Annotated in this window: 18 protein-coding genes; 3 read left to right on the top strand and 15 right to left on the bottom strand. The window is 50.2% G+C overall.

Annotated elements, in window-relative coordinates; all coding sequences use genetic code 11:
• Positions 1–19: 19 nt before the first annotated feature.
• The 5 genes from DWY25_RS14040 to DWY25_RS14060 all read right to left on the bottom strand — a co-directional run bounded on the left by DWY25_RS14040 (position 20) and on the right by DWY25_RS14060 (position 3684).
• Positions 20–1483, bottom strand: a complete 1464-nt coding sequence (locus tag DWY25_RS14040) for an FAD-dependent oxidoreductase (RefSeq protein WP_117895769.1) — start codon at positions 1481–1483, stop codon at positions 20–22.
• Positions 1484–1569: 86 nt separating this feature from the next.
• A complete protein-coding gene (locus tag DWY25_RS14045) occupies positions 1570–2424 on the bottom strand; it encodes a MerR family transcriptional regulator (RefSeq protein WP_181981841.1) in 855 nt (284 codons plus the stop codon).
• 11 nt (positions 2425–2435) lie between these two features.
• Complete coding sequence (locus DWY25_RS14050) at positions 2436–2783, bottom strand: TIGR04076 family protein (RefSeq protein ID WP_006058130.1); 348 nt, start codon at positions 2781–2783, stop codon at positions 2436–2438.
• A gap of 392 nt (positions 2784–3175) precedes the next feature.
• Positions 3176–3442: a helix-turn-helix domain-containing protein gene (locus DWY25_RS14055; RefSeq protein WP_147336695.1), complete on the bottom strand. Its 267-nt coding sequence runs from the start codon at positions 3440–3442 to the stop codon at positions 3176–3178.
• A gap of 2 nt (positions 3443–3444) precedes the next feature.
• Positions 3445–3684, bottom strand: coding sequence for a helix-turn-helix transcriptional regulator (locus tag DWY25_RS14060; RefSeq protein WP_006058133.1), 240 nt, complete (start codon positions 3682–3684; stop codon positions 3445–3447).
• Between the two features lie 108 nt (positions 3685–3792).
• Between DWY25_RS14060 and DWY25_RS14065 the strand changes: the two genes are divergently transcribed.
• The 3 genes from DWY25_RS14065 to DWY25_RS14075 all read left to right on the top strand — a co-directional run bounded on the left by DWY25_RS14065 (position 3793) and on the right by DWY25_RS14075 (position 6076).
• Complete coding sequence (locus tag DWY25_RS14065; protein WP_117895772.1) at positions 3793–4029, top strand: helix-turn-helix domain-containing protein; 237 nt, start codon at positions 3793–3795, stop codon at positions 4027–4029.
• A 405-nt stretch (positions 4030–4434) separates the two neighbouring features.
• Complete coding sequence (locus DWY25_RS14070; RefSeq protein ID WP_117895773.1) at positions 4435–5640, top strand: helix-turn-helix domain-containing protein; 1206 nt, start codon at positions 4435–4437, stop codon at positions 5638–5640.
• A 34-nt stretch (positions 5641–5674) separates the two neighbouring features.
• Positions 5675–6076, top strand: coding sequence for a hypothetical protein (locus tag DWY25_RS14075; protein ID WP_006058136.1), 402 nt, complete (start codon positions 5675–5677; stop codon positions 6074–6076).
• Positions 6077–6429: 353 nt separating this feature from the next.
• On the opposite strand, the gene DWY25_RS14080 is transcribed toward DWY25_RS14075, so the two are convergent.
• The 10 genes from DWY25_RS14080 to DWY25_RS14125 all read right to left on the bottom strand — a co-directional run bounded on the left by DWY25_RS14080 (position 6430) and on the right by DWY25_RS14125 (position 18746).
• A complete protein-coding gene (locus DWY25_RS14080) occupies positions 6430–7872 on the bottom strand; it encodes a glycoside hydrolase family 1 protein (protein WP_117895774.1) in 1443 nt (480 codons plus the stop codon).
• A gap of 3 nt (positions 7873–7875) precedes the next feature.
• Positions 7876–9240 carry a PTS transporter subunit EIIC gene (locus tag DWY25_RS14085; protein WP_117895775.1) on the bottom strand — a complete coding sequence of 455 codons (1365 nt, stop codon included), beginning with the start codon at positions 9238–9240 and terminating at the stop codon, positions 7876–7878.
• Between the two features lie 241 nt (positions 9241–9481).
• Entirely contained in the window at positions 9482–10318 is an 837-nt protein-coding gene (locus DWY25_RS14090; protein WP_117895776.1) for a PRD domain-containing protein, read from the bottom strand.
• Positions 10315–10785 carry a PTS sugar transporter subunit IIA gene (locus DWY25_RS14095; protein WP_117895777.1) on the bottom strand — a complete coding sequence of 157 codons (471 nt, stop codon included), beginning with the start codon at positions 10783–10785 and terminating at the stop codon, positions 10315–10317. Before DWY25_RS14095 ends, DWY25_RS14090 begins: the two co-directional genes overlap by 4 nt.
• A 391-nt stretch (positions 10786–11176) precedes the next feature.
• Positions 11177–11533, bottom strand: coding sequence for an FMN-binding protein (locus DWY25_RS14100; protein ID WP_117895778.1), 357 nt, complete (start codon positions 11531–11533; stop codon positions 11177–11179).
• Positions 11534–11665: 132 nt separating this feature from the next.
• Complete coding sequence (locus tag DWY25_RS14105; protein ID WP_006058145.1) at positions 11666–12712, bottom strand: ribonucleotide-diphosphate reductase subunit beta; 1047 nt, start codon at positions 12710–12712, stop codon at positions 11666–11668.
• 110 nt (positions 12713–12822) lie between these two features.
• A complete protein-coding gene (locus DWY25_RS14110) occupies positions 12823–15348 on the bottom strand; it encodes a ribonucleoside-diphosphate reductase subunit alpha (RefSeq protein ID WP_117895779.1) in 2526 nt (841 codons plus the stop codon).
• A 281-nt stretch (positions 15349–15629) separates the two neighbouring features.
• Positions 15630–16619 carry an ROK family protein gene (locus tag DWY25_RS14115; RefSeq protein ID WP_117895780.1) on the bottom strand — a complete coding sequence of 330 codons (990 nt, stop codon included), beginning with the start codon at positions 16617–16619 and terminating at the stop codon, positions 15630–15632.
• 86 nt (positions 16620–16705) lie between these two features.
• Positions 16706–17191 (bottom strand): PTS sugar transporter subunit IIB, encoded by a 486-nt coding sequence (locus tag DWY25_RS14120; RefSeq protein WP_006058150.1) that lies wholly within the window; start codon positions 17189–17191, stop codon positions 16706–16708.
• Between the two features lie 346 nt (positions 17192–17537).
• Positions 17538–18746 (bottom strand): glycoside hydrolase family 10-like protein, encoded by a 1209-nt coding sequence (locus DWY25_RS14125; RefSeq protein WP_117895781.1) that lies wholly within the window; start codon positions 18744–18746, stop codon positions 17538–17540.
• Positions 18747–18774 lie beyond the last annotated feature (28 nt).

An 18774-nucleotide genomic window follows, 5' to 3' on the forward strand; every position in this document is an offset into this window, starting at 1 on the left:
GGCAAAGCGAACACGCAGTTTATTGAGCAGCATACGCGGCGGCAGATTCTCCGGCGACTTTTCCGGTTACCGCAGCATGCGCGTTGGCATCGCCGCAAACATAGCCGTAAGCCCGATAACCGCCAGTCGCTTCCCCGGCACTGTATAAGCCCTCGATCACGCTACCGTCTTCTTTTAAGACCCGGCATTGATCGTCCAGCGTCAATCCGCCAAAGGTCATGACACCTCCGGCTGCTACCTTAACGCAGTAGAATGGCGCGGTGGTCAAAGGCTGGGTAAAGATGGCTCGGCCAAACTCATCTTTTCCGCTTTTAACAGCCGTGTTATATTGCTCGATTGTCGCTTTGAGGGTATCCGCAGGCAAACCTACTTTTTCAGCGAGTTCTTCCACGGTGTCCGCCTGTTCCACAATCCCCATATTCTGATAAACAGAAACCTTGTAAACATTATCAGCGACATTTTGATCAAAAATTTCAAAAACAAACGGTTCCTGCGTCTCGACCACACTTTTTGACGTGTCGAACGGATCACCGGTCTCATTGCAGAAGCGGCTCCCTGTGGAATCCGTCAGGATCGCTCCGCCGGAAAGCACCATCGCTGTGATCAGCATATTCTTACTCACCTCAACCGTCGGCGAGCCATAGGCCGCTTTATCCATATCCGTTAATTTCGCTCCCAGTCTTGCGGCTTCCTCAATCATTTCACCTGTCGTTCCCGGACTTCCGGCGTAGGTCATTTTCGCATACTCGTCGCCCCAATATTTAGAAAGCATTTCAGGACTGCCGCCGAAACCACCGCTGGCAATGATTACAGCCTTCGCCGTATATTCAACCGGCTGACCCTTTTGATTGGCAACAACTCCTGTAACTTTACCCTGATCATCCGTCATTAGCGACAACACCGGCGTATCATATTGGATCATCACGCCCTTTTGACTGGCAGCGTCCACCAGTCCGGAAACCAGTTCGTTCGCGTCCGGCATGGATTGGTGTGCCCGATAGGCCGTACTGCCGACGCCCTGCGTTACCTTATCTGAAAATTCGACACCGTTATCAGCCAACCAATCCAAGGTTTCGCCGGACAAAGTGCTGACCATTTTCATCTGAACAGGATCGCGATCCGCACTGGCACCCTGTGCCATATCCAGCGCATATTGTTCCGGGGAATCTTCAATTCCCGCCTGAGCTTGCAGCTTTGTTCCGGCGGCCTGAAGAATTCCGGTCGACAGAATGCAGTTGCCTCCGGCATAGGCCATCTTTTCCAGCAGGATTACCTCCGCGCCCTGTTCCGCTGCCCGCACGGAAGCGGACAAACCGGATAAGCCCGCGCCGATGACGATCACATCGGCTTCAGTTTTGATCTGGGATTCCGCTGTCGGAACAGCGGTGGATGCGGATGGATTCTGCGGCGCTGCGGAACAGCCGGCCGCAGTGGCCAGCATCGCGCCGAGCAGAAGCAGGAAGCTTTTCTTTTTTAATGCCATAACACTTTCCTCCCTTCGATACTTAACTTGTGTATCGTTGGACAAAGTATAAGCGTTATATAAGGTTGAAGGTCAAGCGCTGAAGGTCAGAGAATTTCCCGATCTTTGATCGGCAGCCACACGTCATAGTAGTGAATTATGGTATTTTCCTTCCCCATTACCCGCGCGATACTGCGGCCAAGAATGTCCCCGGCCAACGCGAACGCGTGTTTTTCAAGATAGCTGAGAGCGGGTTGAAGGTTTTCATAGCGCAGGAGCACTTCGTTATGCGTACAGAATACCATCCGGACGCACGGCACGGCGGGGTAGTAGACGCTGTCCTGCTTGTCCAGCTCCAGCGCCTCGGCCAGCGGTGCTTCCATCGCGAATCCCCAATGCAGCGCATGCTCCGGATCCACGGCTGAAAACAGGAAGGACAGATCCGCTGCCGGCATCCAGTCAGTCCAGTTAGCCCGCGCGGTGACGGCTGCTTTCTGTGCCCTAAATTGATCCTCGATCTGATGATCCATCCGCCAGAGAGCTGGCCGCATACCCAGCGTGATCTGATTCAGCTCGGTTTCCAGACTTTCGATCAGCGCGATTTTCCGCTGGAATCCCTGCAGCAGAAGTTGTTGGCGCTCGATCCGTTTTTGTTCAGCCTGTTCCAGCTGACGGAAACCGGCGCAGTATTCCTCCAGATCCACGTCGTTCAACAACCGGACCGAGTCCTGCAGCGAGGCCCCGACGTTCTTCAGTTCCTTCATCTTGATCAGGTAGTTGCCATCCACCACGGTATACTTTCGGTATTGATTATCTTCGTCGCGATGCGGCACAACCGCGCCCTGACTGTCATAGAAGCGGATCGTCGGCGCGCTCATCGACAACAGACCCGCCATTTCCCCTACGGTATACTGGTGAAAATTCCGTGTTTTTTCCTGGTCGGCATTGATTCTATTTTTCATCGTCCTTCTCCTCATCGGTTCCCCGTTATTCCCTGGGTGGGAACCGGATCGGCGTCTTCCTTGAGCGCTTCAATATAAAAGCTGACCGGTCGGAAGCCGTCGTTGCAGGAGATCATCGCAGAGCGGGGATTTTTCATCCAGCCTTCGTAAAGATTTTCCCCGCCGTGGGCCAGCGTCATTACGAACGCTGAGAGGCTTGACCAAGCGCTATCACATAAGCCCTCCGGCTTTTCCCAGCCGTTGGCGATGAAGACCTGGCCTTCCCGCAGGTCGCAGGCATGGAGCATCGGATTTTCATAGCGTTCCATCAAATCGGTATGTTCTATCACTTTCATCACGGTAATTCTGCATTTCTTCATCGTTTATCCCTGCCTTTGTCTTTCTCATTGTAGCATATTCATCCTTGCGGATTCATGAGATTCTGCGTTTTAGCTTCATCAAAAGGAACCAACTTTCATTTCGGTTTCTGCCGCGATTCTTTTTATTTTCCAGTTCTTGATGTTTACGAATGAATCGGACAAAAACAAAAAAACCCTTGTCTGGATGGCAAGCGTCTATTTCAATCATTCAAAATTCTAAAAATCTGAATCCGCGGGTGGTCTTTTTCATTCCCTGCAGATTTATTGACAGGCAGCGTTGAATAAGTTTTCTGCCAAGTTCTCTTTGTTTACCAAGAAGTTCTTCGCCCATCTTCGTTATCCGTCAACAATCATCAGAAATGAAACTGAACGCTCAAGACCCTCGCTTTCCTTTATTCCGGCTTTTGATTCTGATTGCGGATCTCGTTGATTTCATCAATATCGTCGAAGCATTGAGAATCGAAGAACTCTTTGAGCGAAAGATTCAGCGCCAAGCAGATACTATAAATCGTCGGCATATACAACGTTTCCTGATCCTTTGACATAAAACTGGAAATCGTACTGTTGCCGCAGGCCTTCTGACTCAGCGTACTTGGATTCATGTGATATTCCCCGCACAACTCTTTAATTCTGATTCGTAATGCTTCACTAAATTTCATCGTTATAGTCCATCCTCTAAATTATCGAATAACTCACTGTCGAAGAACTGACTAAACGACATATCGAACGCGCCTAAAATCTTACAACAAGTATGAAGCGTCAGATACTTATCCGGCTCCCGCTTATAATTGTAAAATGTATTCTTGCTGACACCGCTCACCTTGGCCAGCTCATAATACGTCCAGCCCCGTTGTGCGCGAAGTTCATCGATTCTCTTAAGCGTTGCCTCGTTCAATTTCATGCCATCGCTACCTTTGCATCCACCCTGAATTAGTCAATAACTTCCAATTCCTGCTTTTATTATAACTAGCCGCATGATAAAATTGGTTTGGAGGTTATGTGCTAACTTATGGAAAACAAAGAATTCCCGGATGTCGGTTCCGCTGTGCGCCAAATCCGGATTGACAAAGGCGTGACAATCGAAGCCCTTTCCCGTATTACTAAAATTAGAATTGAAGAGTTGAACAGCCTGGAACAAGGCGGAAACTGCCCGGTTCCTGATTATTTCATGATCTTAACCGCGCTGGGTTACGATTGGGATCAGATCGTCGACTTCCTGCAGCACGGCCAGACCCCGCTGACATAAAATCACCGCTCCGGATGCCGTTCATTCCTCTGTCTGTATCCAAAAGAAAGTAAAAGAAAAGAGGATGACCCTCTTCTCCTCTTCCTCACTTACTATCCCGGAATTGAATATCTGTTTCGTTTTCCAATCCCGGCGAGCGTTTAAGGAAGCGAAGCGAAATCATCCTGCTTCTGTTGTTGGCTTAGATCCCTAAGAACTGGTAAAAATCAAATAACGGAAAAGTACCTGATAAAACAGATAAGTAAATTGACTTCATGGTTGATTACTCCTCTCTTTTCAAGTACTTGATACAAAAATTATATTATCCGAACTCAGATTAAACAAGGAAACACGCTTAATAAAGATGGTTTAAAACACGGCGCTTCCCTGTGCCGTTTTTATAGAATTTACAGTAAAGGAGAGCGAATGAAACAAGTCAACGCTTTAATAAGGATAACCCGTCTGAAAAAAGGAATTAAAGCGGCGGCGTTAGCCCATGAATGCAATATCACAGCCAGTTATTTAAGTCAGATCGAGTCCGGGAAGGAAGTCGATCCGGCGATCACTTCGAAAATCCTGCGCCAGCTGGGAATTGAGATCAAGAAAAATAACCGGCAGGTTCAGAAATACGACAGAATGATGGACGACTTGATCCACGCGGCGGCGTATTACGATCAGGCCCGGGTCAAGGAACTGATCGATCAGCTGGCTAAATCCGAGGCTGTTCTCATGGAGTCCGAGCTTGCGCTAAAGTGGATGCTGACAACCTTTATTGCACAGGTCTTGAATAAAAATAACGGGGCGATGAAAGAAACACGGGAGATTCTGAAAAAATGCGTAAAATTGTTTACTCCGGAGCTACTTCAGATTTATTATTTGTATCTGGGGATGTCCTTTGCGAACAGCCGCAGCGATTTGTTTAAGGAGTCCATGTTGAAAGTTTTGGGGATGAAGGAGAGAGAATCCGTAACTTCGATCGCCCATTACAATTTGGCAATCTGTTATGCCCGGGAAAATAATCATTTCCTGGCTGACAAGCACAATCTCAAAGCGCAGCGCGCCTTTCTCGATGAACAGAATTATCTCCGTTTGATTTTCAGTAAATCTTTCGAGGCTGTTTTGTATTCGGAAAACGGGATGATGGAGGAAGCGCTGGAAATTTCCTGTTCCATTCTGGATCAGACGACCATCAAGATTCCGCTTTACCAGCGTCAACAGGTCCTTCATAATATTCTTTTCACCTGTATTCTGGCGAAGCGCTATGAAGATGTCCAACGCTACTGCGTTCAATATAGTTCTTCTGTCGAATTGAATGATTTCCACCGCGCCTTGCAGGCCTGGGCCTTCATCAAACTGAATCGTCCCCAGGAAGCGGAAGTCTTGATTCAAAGCTGTACGCCGGATAAAAACGATCCGTTTGCCTCGCACTTTATTGCGATCGTCCATTTGACACTGGCGCAGGATGAAGCGGGACTGCAGCGTCTATTGATCCAGTTTCAAAAGTTCGCGCTCAAAGCGGGCAACGACCTTTCCGCCAAATTCATCACGGACTTGTTATGCGAGACTTATATTCGCAAGAACAATTATTCGAAAGCCGTTTATTATCAAAATCGAATTGCACGCAAAAATTAAATCCAGGAATTCAGGAAGAAAGAAGGTTACGAAGATGCCGGAAGAAGTACAAGATCTGCTGGAACAGCTGGCTCAGGACAATCAGGTAAGTGTCGATGAAATCAAACAGGATCTGCAAAATCGGATCAATCAGGCGTGGGAGGATCCGGAAGATAAATATCCCGAGTTTCGGCGATTCTTTAAAAACAAAAAACCAACCTCGGTATTTTTCCTGTATGCCTTCGATCAATTACAGAAGATGAACGATAAAATCCAGGAAATCATTGAGGAAGTTTATTTAACGGAGATGAAAGCGGGAACGGAACCCTCGATTGAAGTCGCCGCCCGGCTGGACGCCCGCCAAATGGAAGATCCGATCGAGACCTTCCTGGCAATTTTAACCTGTCTTCAAAGCAACGCGCTGATCATTGAAACCATCCGGAACATGGACATCTGAAAGTTTAATGCCTCGCTTGCTTATTGCTTTAATCCCCTGACTGATGAGCTTTTTAAAGGAAACAATAAACACTACGAGAAAAAGCTGTGATTGATAGCTCAAAAGAAAATAAAAAAATGTGCGAATTTCGGAAGGAAAAAGCACATTTTTTAGTATTGTGAATCGATGCTAAACGGATGAAGTCCATGGGAAGACTACAACGCAATTCCGCTCTCATGCTCTATGAAACTTCTATTTCGTTTAAGAATATCGCCGATACGATTTCCTTTTAAGGGAGTGCCTGGATCCGGCATTATCCATCACGGCACAGGCGGAAAGTGATGAAGATTGTGAATCGAAATAGCGGAAACACTTTAAAAATCCAGCTGTCTTCCGTTGGAAGCTATGACTTGTTGGTACCAGGCGAAGGAATCCTTTTTGATCCGGGCATAACTGCCGCGGCCTTCATCATCCCGGTCAACATAGATAAAACCATAGCGCTTTTTCATTTCGCCGGTCGACACGCTGATCAAATCCAGACAACCCCAGGCCATGTAACCAATCAGATCCACACCGTCGTCCACCGCTTTGTTCATCTCCAGGATGTGATCCCGCAAATAAGCGATACGGTAATCATCATGTATTTTTCCATCGGCACTCAGCTGATCCACGCAGCCGATGCCATTCTCTGTAATCATGATCGGCACCCGGTAACGATCATATACCTTTAACAAGGTTGTGCACAGACCGACCGGATCGATCGGCCAGTTCCACGCCGTTTCCTGCAAATAAGGATTCTTGATGCCGCCCATGATGTTGCCGCTGGTTTCTTCGCTGAATTCCTGAGTGCTTTCTGAAATACTTTGATAATAGGAGAAGGTGTAATAATCGCAGACGCCTTCTTTCAGGATCGCTTTTTCTTCCTCATTCAGCTGCAGCCGCACGCCGCGTTTTTCAAATTCATTCAATGCGTAAAACGGGTATTCGCCCTTCAACATCACGTCCGCGCAGGTATTGTTATAGAACAAATCATTCTTCAATACGAGCAGCACATCCTCGGGATGACAGGTTCGCGGATAGCGGGTGATGTGGCAGATCATCGTACCAAAGTGAAAGTCCGGGTTGATCTGACGGCCGCGGACCACCGCTCTGGCTGAGGCGATCATCATGTTGTTCAAGGCGTTGAAGCGCTCGTCAGGATCGTCTTTCTGTTGATGAATGAACTGGGCCTGCGGATCGATCAAAGCCCCCTGCCCCAGCGCGCTCATCGGCAGGAACATGTCGTTGATCTCATTGAAGGGAATCCAGTAGCGGACTTCATCCTTATAATTTTCAAACAGCGTGAGTGCATAGCGGACATACAGATCGATCACCTGTTTGTTGATCCAGCCATGATATTTCAACGCAATCGCCAGCGGAATATCGCTGTGCGAGAGAGTAACCACCGGTTCAATGTTGTATTTCTTTAATTCCGCAAAGACGTGATGATAGAATTCCAGCCCTTTGGGATTGGGAGCTTCATCGTCGCCGTTGGGATAGATGCGCGCCCAGGAAATCGACATCCGGTAGGCCTTAAATCCCATTTCAGCGAACAGCGCGATATCTTCCTTGTAATGATGATAGAAATCAACCGCAGTGTGCGACGGATAGTGATAAGCTTCGTTTTGATCCAGTGCAATCCGGCGGGGTGAGGTATGCGAGCCAGATGTGACAACATCCGCGACGCTGATCCCTTTTCCATCTTCCAGATAAGCCCCTTCCACCTGATTGGCGGCGGTGGCGCCGCCCCAGAGAAAATCATTTCTGAACTGTTTCATCGTTTACTCCTCAAATTTCAACAGACTCATGGCGATCCAGGTCACAACCATCGAAACGCCGACGCCCAGCATGTACCATGGGAAGGTTTCCGTCATCGCCAGTACGATCGTGCCAAACGGAACGAAGCCAAACGACAGATACTGAACCGTGAACGCGCCCATGATCGCGCCGCCGGCCGCCCCGCCGATCACCGTGGCCCACAACGCTTTCTTATATTTCATAATCAAGCCGAACATGACGGGTTCCGTGACGCCGATCAGTGCGGTAACGCCGGTTGATAAACCCAGCGATTTCGTTTCTTCCTTCTTCGCCTTCCAGAAAATGAACAGCGCGCAGACCGCCATCGCCGCATTTGACGCTGCGGTGCAAGGATAGATGAAATCGTAGCCGAGCGTCGCCAGATTCTGCACCGTGATCGGCGACATCGCCACCTGCATGCCGGTCATCAACATGAACGGGTACAGCGCGCCGCACAAAGCGCCGCCAACCGGGCCTAACGACGTATACAGCCAAAGGATGCCCTGGGCGACAAAGGTACCGATCCAGTTGCCGATCGGCGCCAGAATCATCCAGCCAACGACGGCGGAAAGCATGACGGAAACCAGCGGCGTGACGATGATATCGATCATCTTCGGAACTACACGCTTGCAGGCGCGTTCGACATAAGACTGGAAATAAACGATCAGGATTGCCGGAATCACGGTCGACGCATAACCGGCATAGGTGATCGGCAGAAAGTTGAACAGCTTCACCGAGGTCCCCGCCATTCCGGAGAAGGTCGGATGCATAATGATCGCGGCCGTGGTTGCCGCTAAATATGGATTGCATTTGAAACGCTTGCCTGCCGAGAAAGCGACCAGCACAGGCAGAAAGTAGAACGCGGCTTGGGAACAGGTGAAGAAGAAAGTATAGGTTTCCGAGGCCGGATCGATCAGTCCCAGCGTCTGAATGGAATACAGAATGCCCTGAAGCAGGCCGCAGGCGACGATCGCCGGAATGAACGGGGCGAAGATCGAAGACAACGTTTCCATAAACGTTCCCAACAGGTCTTTCAGCCCGCGCTTTTCCTTTGGCAGATCGCGATCGAGATTTTCTTCGATGCCTTCCTGCCGCTTGAGATCGCCGGCCTCGCAGATCGCTTCATAGACGTCGTTGACCTCGTTGCCGATGATCACCTGATACTGATTGTTGCTCCACTTGGAACCAAACACGGATGGCAGCTTATCGATCGCTTCAGCCTGTACCTGGTTTTTATCTTTGACGGTGAAGCGCAGGCGTGTAACACAATGCGTGACGAAGGAAATATTCTCCTTCCCTCCGACATGGCTGAGTATTTCGGCAGCTAAGGCTGTGTAATTTTTTGTCATACCCCAAATCTCCTTTACATAGAAATGACTTCGTTTCTTGCCTTTTCTGGGCAAGCTTGCTGACTATCGTTTTTTGATATTTCTAACTTTGAATATCTTCTCTGTGAAATCCGCTCGCGCATGCCTGCGCGGATTCGCAATTTCTTCGTTGGCGATCAGGAACGCAACCGGTTTATTTCATTCCTGATGAAACTTCATCTTACCGAAAGATCGGGCGTCCCCGGAACTTTCTTTGAAAAGGTTAAGGCTGAGTTGTCAGACAACGTTCACGGTCGCATAACCGCTGAACATGCAGGATCAGATAAAACTTTTCTTCCTCACTGACCGGATAGCCGTTCACCTCCAGATAAACCGCCATCCCGTTGACGATCCCGGCAATCTTTGCGTATTGTTCCTTCATCGTTTGATAGAGAGAATAAGAACAATTCTCGCTTACGCCTTCGTTGATCCGCCGAAGCAGATACCGCATGTGCGTCGCGAACCGGGCGTAATTGAACGAATTCAGATGGATCGTCTGATGCAGATGTGCTTCGATAATCCGCGTACACCCGGCGATTAATTCTTCTTCCTTCTGCGTGTTGGACGCTTTGACCGTCAGTTCGGAATTGATGATATTCAAAGCGATCCCGGCTTTCTCACTTGCCGGCAGACAAACCCCCAGCTGTTCCTCAATCCGTTCCAGCGCGTTCTCCGCCAGTTTCATTTCCAGCGGATAGCTGCTTTCCAGTTCATAAGTCAGCGGCATTTTCAGCTCGATGTTCTTGTTCAGTCTTTCGATACAGAATTCGAGATGATCGGCCAGGGTAAACGGCAGGTTGGGATTCAGCTCCGCCGGGATTTGATCAACGGCTTCGTTGTAGAGCTGGTCGGCAATCTGTAAGATCTGCGGATTGACCGTCTGAATCAGCCGGATGGTTTCTGAATTAAAACCGTAATAGGTCCGGGGAATGGACGAGAGATCGTTCAGCTCGCATGGCATTTTCTGAAACCCGACGCCGCGGCCTTCGACGATCACTTGTTCACCCTTGGAATCTTCGGCTAAGGCAAAGTTGTTATTGATCTTTTTCAATAGCTTCATAAGCGTTCCCCTGTCATCACACGATCGCCGGCCTCGACCCGGCTGTTTTCCAGATGCTTCTGCCAGCGTAAAGCCTGCGGTTGAGTCACGAACATCATCACCGTCAGATCATAAGCGCTTAAACGCTCGCGGTCGAAACGGATGATGGGTTCGCCCCGGCGGACTCTGTCGTTCACCTTTTTCAGTGCGGTAAAGCCCTGCCCCTGCATCTGCACCGTATCGATGCCGATATGAACCAGCACCTCCACCTCCCCGCAGCGGATGCCGAACGCATGGCGTGTTTCAAATACCATGACCAGCCGGCCGTCGCAAGGGGCGCAGACGGTCTGCGACTGCGGGATCACCGCCACACCGTCGCCCAGGTTTTTACTGGCGAAAAAGGGATCGTTGACCTGCGTGATATCGAGCAGCTGCCCGGCGGCGGGCGCACCCAGAATCATCGCTTTTTTTGAGAATAGCCCCAACATGTTAACACCTCCTTTAATGCAACAAAAAAGGGAGGCAAACCATAACCAAAACAAATGTTCTGGTTAGTTATGCCTCCCTTACGAGTTACAGTCTAACGATAATTTAAAATTACACCTGAGCACGATTTTTGTCAAGCGCTTTCATTTTATTTCTTTTGTCAATTTTTCCCTTTTCTGATTCCAAGACTCATTTTCGGAAGCCATCCTTGACAAAGGCTGCAGCGAATCTGCCTGATCTCGGATCCTCCTTTCCCCCTTCATTCGGAGAATTCGGGATTCTGTGAAATCTTGGCACAAAAAAAGAGCTGGATTAGATCCAGCCCATCTTCCTCACTTTCCAAATCAGTTGTTCACGCTTTTAGAGAAAGTGTGTGAGGTTTCTTAGAATTCCTTATTTCGCCTGATCTAAGCACTCAGTAACGCCTTTGATAACTGCGTTAGAGGAATTCGTTGCGCCGGAAACCGTATCGACTTCCGCAGAGTTTGCTTCGACGATCGCCGCGCAGACCTTTTCCATCGCTACATCGCCCAGACCTGCAGTTTCTGCCTGTTCCGGAGTTGTAACGCTGGTGATCTTGCCGCCTTCAATCTTCACTTCGACTGTGACGTCGCCGTTGTTGCCCTTCTGTGTGGATGTGTATGTGCCGTCTTTGTAGCCTGCAGCTTCGCCGCCCTTATCCTTGCTTCCGCAAGCGCTCATGGACAGAACCATCATGCCGGCCAGAGCCAATGCTAAAAACTTTTTCATCTTAATTTCTTTCTCCTTCCAAAAATATCGAACGTTGTCGATAGTTTAATCATATCAACACCGGTTTCCAATGTCAATTCCCGAACGCCGCATTCTTGTGAAAAATCGCCTTAAAATAAGGATGAAAGCGGCTTACAAGTCGTCTTTAAGCGCGGAAGCTTTCGCATACGCACTGGAACGAGCTTCAAAGAAATCCGTTTTGATCAGGTTGGCGTTGGCATACTGACTGACCCATTTCATGGATGCCGGTTCTTCTTCTTCACCCGGATACAGAATTTCCAGATGAATCGCCTTAGCCCGCAGATTGCCGAGATAGCGGATATAATCGCGGATCATCGTTTTGTTCAGCCCCGGGATCTCATCGCCCAGGATCGCACAGCCCCATTCGATTTCTTCCTCGACGCCCTGCTTTAGCATCTCCCGGTAAAGCTGTTCCCGTTCCGGTGTGAACAGCTGCGGTTCTTCCTTGCGCAGTTCCAGAATCATGCTGCGGAACAGCCACAAATGAGTGTTTTCATCGCGATTGATATAACGGATTTCCTGAACTGAACCCGGCATCAAGCCCATCCGGCCAAGGTTGTAAAAAAACATGAATCCCGAGTAGAAGTAAATTCCTTCGAGAATGTAATTCGCGATCAGGGTTTTCATCAGCTGCACTGGCGTGCGTTGTTCAATAAATTCGTTATACAGCCCGCCGATAAACTCGTTGCGCTTCAATAACCGCGGATCTTCCTTCCATTGATATAGGATCTCCGTGCGCTGATCCGGCGAACAGAAGGAATCGAGCATGTAGCTGTAACTCTGGGAATGAACGGCTTCCTGAAAAGCCTGGATTGTCAGGCACAGATTGATTTCATTGGCCGTGATCACTTCGCCGATATTCGGCAGGTTGGCCGTCTGAATACTATCAAGAAAGATCAGAAATGACAGTGTTTTATCGAGCGCCGTCTTGACGGCTGGTTCCAGTTTGGGATAATCCTTGAGATCCTGGCCGAGATTGATTTCCTCGGGAATCCAGAAATTATTCATCGCCTGACGGTACCAGTCGGACACCCAGCCATATTTCAGCGTGTTGAAGTCGTTGAGGTTGGTCGTGTTGCCGTTGATCATCCGGCGCCGGCGGACATCGGTATCGCCCTGGGCGTTAAACAGAGCTTTGCGTTTGAGTGATTCAGACATGGGTTCCTCCTTGATTGATGACGGACAGCGAGCTGCGAACGCCGCAGACTGTGTTCTTTTGATTGATTGACGCTGGGACTGTTGCTTCCTTAGCCAGACCTGCCGCTGACTTAAGCCGAACAGGATTCACATTCTTCGACTTCCAATGACTGACTGCGGACATAATAGAGGGTCTTCACACCTTTCTCCCAGGCCAGGATCATCAGATTTAATAAATCCCGCAGGGAATAATCGGTCGTGATATAGAGATTAACGGACTGCGCCTGATCAATATGCCGCTGCCGCACACCCGCGGCCCGGACAACCCAGGTTTGATCGATCTGATGCGCTTTCTTGTAATACCAATAGGTTTTTTCGTTGAGCTCGGGAGCGACGCGGGCGATGATGCTGCCTTTTTTCTCCTCGAGGAAAAATTTGTTCATAATCGGATCAATGCCGGCGCTGGTCCCGGCGATCACCGACGTGGAGCTGGTCGGCGCGATTGCCAGCAGCCAGCCGTTGCGCAGACCATACTGAGCCACTTCCTTAGCCAGTGTCTGCCAGGCGTCAGAGGTGTAGCCGCGCTTGGTAAAGTACGCGCCGGTCTGCCAGTCGGAGCCTTCGAAATCGGCATACCGGCCTTTTTCCTGAGCCAGCTGCAGACTGGCACGAATCGCGTTGTAGTTGATCGCTTCAAACAGCTTGTCGGCGGCGTTCAGGTGTTCTTCAGACTCGAAGAAGATCGAACGCTTCGCCAGCCAGTGATGCAGACCGCTGACGCCCAAGCCGATCGCCCGGCTTCGACTGGCAGTGCGCTGCGCCTGCGGCAGCGGATAGGCGTTGAGATCGATCACATTGTCGAGCGCCCGCACGGTCACTTCGATGACCGACCGCAGTTCTTCTTCATCTTCAGTATTCAGCCGGCCCAGATTCAGCGAGGCGAGGTTGCAGACAACCATCTCCCCGGCCTTCGCCTGTTCGATGATCACCGTTTCTCCATTGATCTCGGCCATCCGGGTTTCGATCTCTCCGGCCGGCGCGATATTCTGCGCGATTTCCGTGCATAAATTGGAGCAGTAAATGACACCGCGGTGACCATTGGGATTCATCGCATTGACAAGATCGCGGTTAAAGACAAAAGGCGTGCCGGTTTCAGCCGCTGATTTCAGAATCAGCCGGACAAGGTCTTTTAATAAAATCACGCGTTTTTCGATCCGTGAATCGGCGACGCATTCCTGATAGCGCTGCTCCCACAATTCTCCGGTGCAGTCTTCCAATGCGTACCCTTTGACAGTCTGGATCTGATGGGGATCCATCAGATACCAGTTCTGATCCAGACTTGCCTTCGCCATTCTCCAAAACAGATCGGGATAACAGACCGCCGGGAAAACGTCGTGCGCCTTCATCCGGTCGTCGCCGTTATTGGTGCGAATCTGAAGGAATTCCGGCAGATCCCTATGCCAGCAGTCCAGGTAAACCGCGACGGCGCCCTGCCGCACGCCCAGCTGATCGACGGCCACCGCCGTATCGTTGACCAGCCGGATCCACCGCAGGACGCCACCCGCTGCACCTTGAAAGGCGCGGATATCGCTGCCGGAAGCGCGGACCTTGCCGAAGTACAGCCCCATGCCGCCGCCTTGTTTGGAGATTTGCGCGAAGCTGTCAAGCGACTTATAGATTCCCTTCAGGGAATCCGGGACAACGTCGATAAAACACGAGGCCAGCTGGGCTTTAGGTTTGCGGGCGTTAGCCAGCGTCGGCGTTGCCATCGTGACTTGGAGCTGACTTAAAACATCATAAATCTTGATCGCCCATTCGACGCGGTGTTTCCCTTCCGGAATCGCCAGGTGCATCGCAATCCCCATGAACATCTCCTGCGGCAGTTCCAGAACTTCGCCCTGGTGATCGCGGATCAGGTAACGTTTGATCAACAATTCCAGGCCGCTGGCGTTGAACAGCTGATCGCGCTCATTGTCGATCGCCTGTTCCAGCCGGTTTAAATCGTTATAGCTGTAATGCTCGGATAAGTCTTTATTTAACAGACCCTGAGCTTCCAAATAAAGCAGCTTCTGCGCCAGCGTGCGGATTCCCTGTTGTTCCATCCGCCGGCTGACGGAGCGGCGCAGCTTGATCATCATAAATCGGGCCGCGGCCTTTTCCCAATCGGGCGCTTCCTGGCTGACCAGCTCGACACAGGCGCGGATAAGATTGTCAAGCTGTTGGGAGCGTTTCATCTTCTCCTTGGAAAAAGCCTGAATCTTTTGAATCAACGCGTCAAGCGACATCGCCGGCTGGGAAAAGTCACGCTGCAGCTGACGGCAGGCTGCGAGGATTTCCGGATCCGGAATAATCCGCCGCAGCTGATCGATCTGATCGCGCAGTCTGGCATGTTCCTGGCGGTACAGAATATAGTGGCGGGCTTCTTCATAACAATTCTGACGCATTAACGCCTGTTCTACCCAGTCCTGAATTTGTTCGACGCTGACCGGGGCCGTTTCCGCCGCGCCGCGGATCTGGACTTCAACCTGATCGAGAATGGCTTCCTTTGTCATTTCCGGCAGCGGATGGCCGACGCTGGCAAAAGCCGCGCTCACCGCCCGGCTGATTTTCCGGCGGTCATAGGCTTGAACGCTTTGATCTCGTTTGATGATCTCCATTTTGATTCTCCTTTTTCTCACACGTTCCGCCTGGCAGGTTGTGGGTCTTCTGCCGGGAAATGTCGTTCTTCTTGATTGAAATCGACTTTCCGCTTCAGGCGTTGGTGTGCTTATTATACAAAAGTTGTCCGCGCAAAGGAAAAGATATGCCCGTGATTTCCGGAGCAGCATTGAAAAGAAAGGCGGAAGATTAAATTCGCAGCCTGGAGGACAGAAAAAGAACCGCAGGGTTCAGCGGTTCCTCTTGGAATAACACTTCATTTTCAGCCCGCGGCGATTCATCAGGATTCGTCCTTCAACTCCGCCATCATCGTTAAGGCCCGGCGGCTCAGGCCGATTTCATAATCCATTCGGAAACGGTCCGACACCCGAACGGCCGGGATTTTATCACTGTTGTAGCATTGTTTCAGCCGGTCGGCAATTTCCTGCTGGCTCTGCAGAAACAGCGGGTGCGAATAAAGCTGGATGATATCGGGATCCGCGACCAGCGCATAAGTCAGGATACATTGCAGAACGGATTCTGGAAGCGTGTTGGCAGAGACGTCCTGCGTCAGCTTTTCCTGGTGAATCCATGGCAGCAATTCGATTTCGCCGGCCACATTATGGGAGCCCTTAAGCGCTTTGCCGTTGAAGACGAAGCTGGAACCAAAGCCGCACTTTCCCAGATAGAAGCTGATCAGCGACGTTTTATCATTCAAACGCAGACGCTGCCAGCTGCCTTCCGCGGAGAATTCCATATCGTTGCCTACCGCGCCCTTTAATCCGCTGGCGCATTCCAGTTCCTTGAGAATATTAATTCCTTTCAGTTCCGGGTATTCATAGCTCTGCTGGACAACTGCGCCGTCAATGTTGGCGGCGATTCCCAGCACGAAACAGCAAAGCGAGGGTTCGCTGCGGCGTACGGTCTGTAAAAGGAGCGCCATCGTTTCCAGCAAGCCGGCTTCTACGTCAATATGTCCCTGGTTCTTCGTCATCCCCAGGCTGTCCAGTAAAAACCAGTCGATGGTCTGACCTTCCAGAATCAGCACGATCGCGTTGCGGAAATCCGGATTGTATTGATATAACCGGCTGCACCGTCCGCCAGACGAGCTCTGCATGCCCATTGCCTGAAGTTCGCGAGTTTTTACCATTTCGTCCACAATCTTGCCGACGGTCGGAAAGCTCAGGCCGGTAATTTCCGCCAGCGCCGTCTTACTGAGCGAACATCCGCTGCACAGAACCGCTCGTATCTTACCGAGATTCATTTCTTTAAGAACTGCTGCATCTGCCATGATTATCCTCCTTTATCCCCGCTTTTTCAGCGGTTTTCATGATCATCATATTCTCTTTAAATTCTGACGTTGGATGAGTCCGAAGCTTAAAAAGCGCGGTTAATCAAAGGGATAAAATCCGCGCATTCATCGCTCGGTACCGTCTGGGCAGTAATCCGAACTCCTTTGGCGGCGATGTCGCGGAATATCTGAGCTTCTTCGGCGGTGATGCAGACTGAGCGGATGATGCGCACAGAGCCCAGTTTATTCGAGATATTCCCGACATTGATCACGGGCAGGAAATACCCGGCTTCCAACACTCGTTTCGCGGTTTCCGGACCCCGCATGACGATGAACAAACGATCCTGCGGATACGCTTCCTGCTGAAGCCGCTGAACTGCTTTTTCCACCGAGAGGATGGAGAGCTTAACCGTTGACGGACAGGCCATCCGCAGCGCCATTTTCTGGATGTCATCCTGCGCCGCCTGATCGTCGATGACCAGAATCCGCGTGGCGTTCAACAAGTTTGTCCAGATTGCGGCGACCTGCCCATGAATCATTCTTTCGTCAATTCTTGCGTTTACAATTTCCATTCTTTTTCTCCTCCTGAGTATTTATTAAAACGCTTTTTAAATCTATTTTAATAATAGAATGCATTTGATTTCTTGTCAATCATATTTTAAAATAATTTTAAAATGTATTTTAATTATAGTTGATCTTATGGTTTATCACCCTTTTTCCTGAAATTCCTCCGCAAAACGGAAAATCTAAGGATATCGGAAATTTCTATTACTTTCCCTCGTAAAGAATCCGTTCTCCCCTTGCTTTCCACGGTCTCCGTTAAAAGTCACGAGAACAGAACCAGAATCTGTTAAGCAAACGAAAAACACCGAAGCCTTGCCTCGGTGTACTTTCTGATCGTTCTCTCGTGATTCCTGATTATTTTGTCTTGATCATCAGTTCCTGAAGGTTTTCCAGTTCCTGACTAACCCGCTGAGCATTTTCCGCCGCCGGCTGAAACAGCGAATTGTAGCTGAAGATGGAGAATCCGGCCACCGCCGCATGATCGCGCAGTTCCAGAATCTGACGTTTCAGAATATCGTCGTGCTGCTGCCACTCGTATTTGCCATCTTTGGCATAGTTGTCCACGGTGTTGATTTTATAGGCGGCCAGCCCCACGATCAATTCGGTCGAGGTGCCTTGAGTGAGGTCTTCCCATTGTTTCAGGCATTGATCAAACGGCAGTGTGCCATGCTCGTAGCCGAAATAAATCTGCGGGAGAATGTAATCGAGATAGCCGTCGTGGCGGACCCATTCGCGGACATCGCCGTAAATGCTTTCCACGGAATATTCCAGATTGCCGGCCGGACTAATGCCGACCTGAATCGTTTCGTCAACCTGTTTCACTGCGGCGTACAGGCTGGCCACCATCTCGTTGATATTCTGCCGCCGCCAGTCGCCCAGCGACAGCTCCCCACCCGTTTGCCGGTAAGCTTGGTAGGCAACCTGATCAAAGCTTTCACTCACGCCGTCGGGATAGAAATAATCATCCAGGTGAAGGCCGTCAATCGGATAATTCTGCGCCAGCTCTTTCGCCACCGCGCAGATCAGCTCGCGGACTTCAGGATAAGCGGGATTGAGATACCAGCGGTCGCCTTCCGCAACAATCCGCGTGCCGCGCATCGTTGGATCGCTCAGCCACTGGCCGATTACCGAGCTGACAGGAATCTGACTTTCCTGATCCGTGCGGAACGAGCGCATCGGATTGATCCATGCCTCGATATGAAAGCCGGCTTCATGGGCTTGCTGAACAAACAGGCCGAACGGATCGTAAGTCACATTCTGCCCGATCTGGCCGGCGACGTATTGCGCCGTCGGATAGTATTGCGACGGATAATAGGCGTCGGTAAAAGCGGATGCGTGGACATAGACCGTATTGAAGTTCATCGCTTTTAAATTTTCCAGCATCGTTTTGACGCCTTGGATGTAATCGGCCTCGCTGCGGTTATCCAGAATCGATGACAATTCGATGTAAGAAATCCAGGCTGCCCGGACTTCGCCCATGGTTCCGGTTTTTTTGCGCGGATGACAGCCGGCGAAGATCAGCAGGATCACGAAGACGGCGATCAGAATTCGTTTTATGTGCATAAGCTCGCTCTCCTTCACCCTTACTTTA

The sequence above is a fragment of the Holdemania filiformis genome (assembly GCF_003459085.1).
Classification (GTDB): domain Bacteria; phylum Bacillota_I; class Bacilli_A; order Erysipelotrichales; family Erysipelotrichaceae; genus Holdemania; species Holdemania filiformis.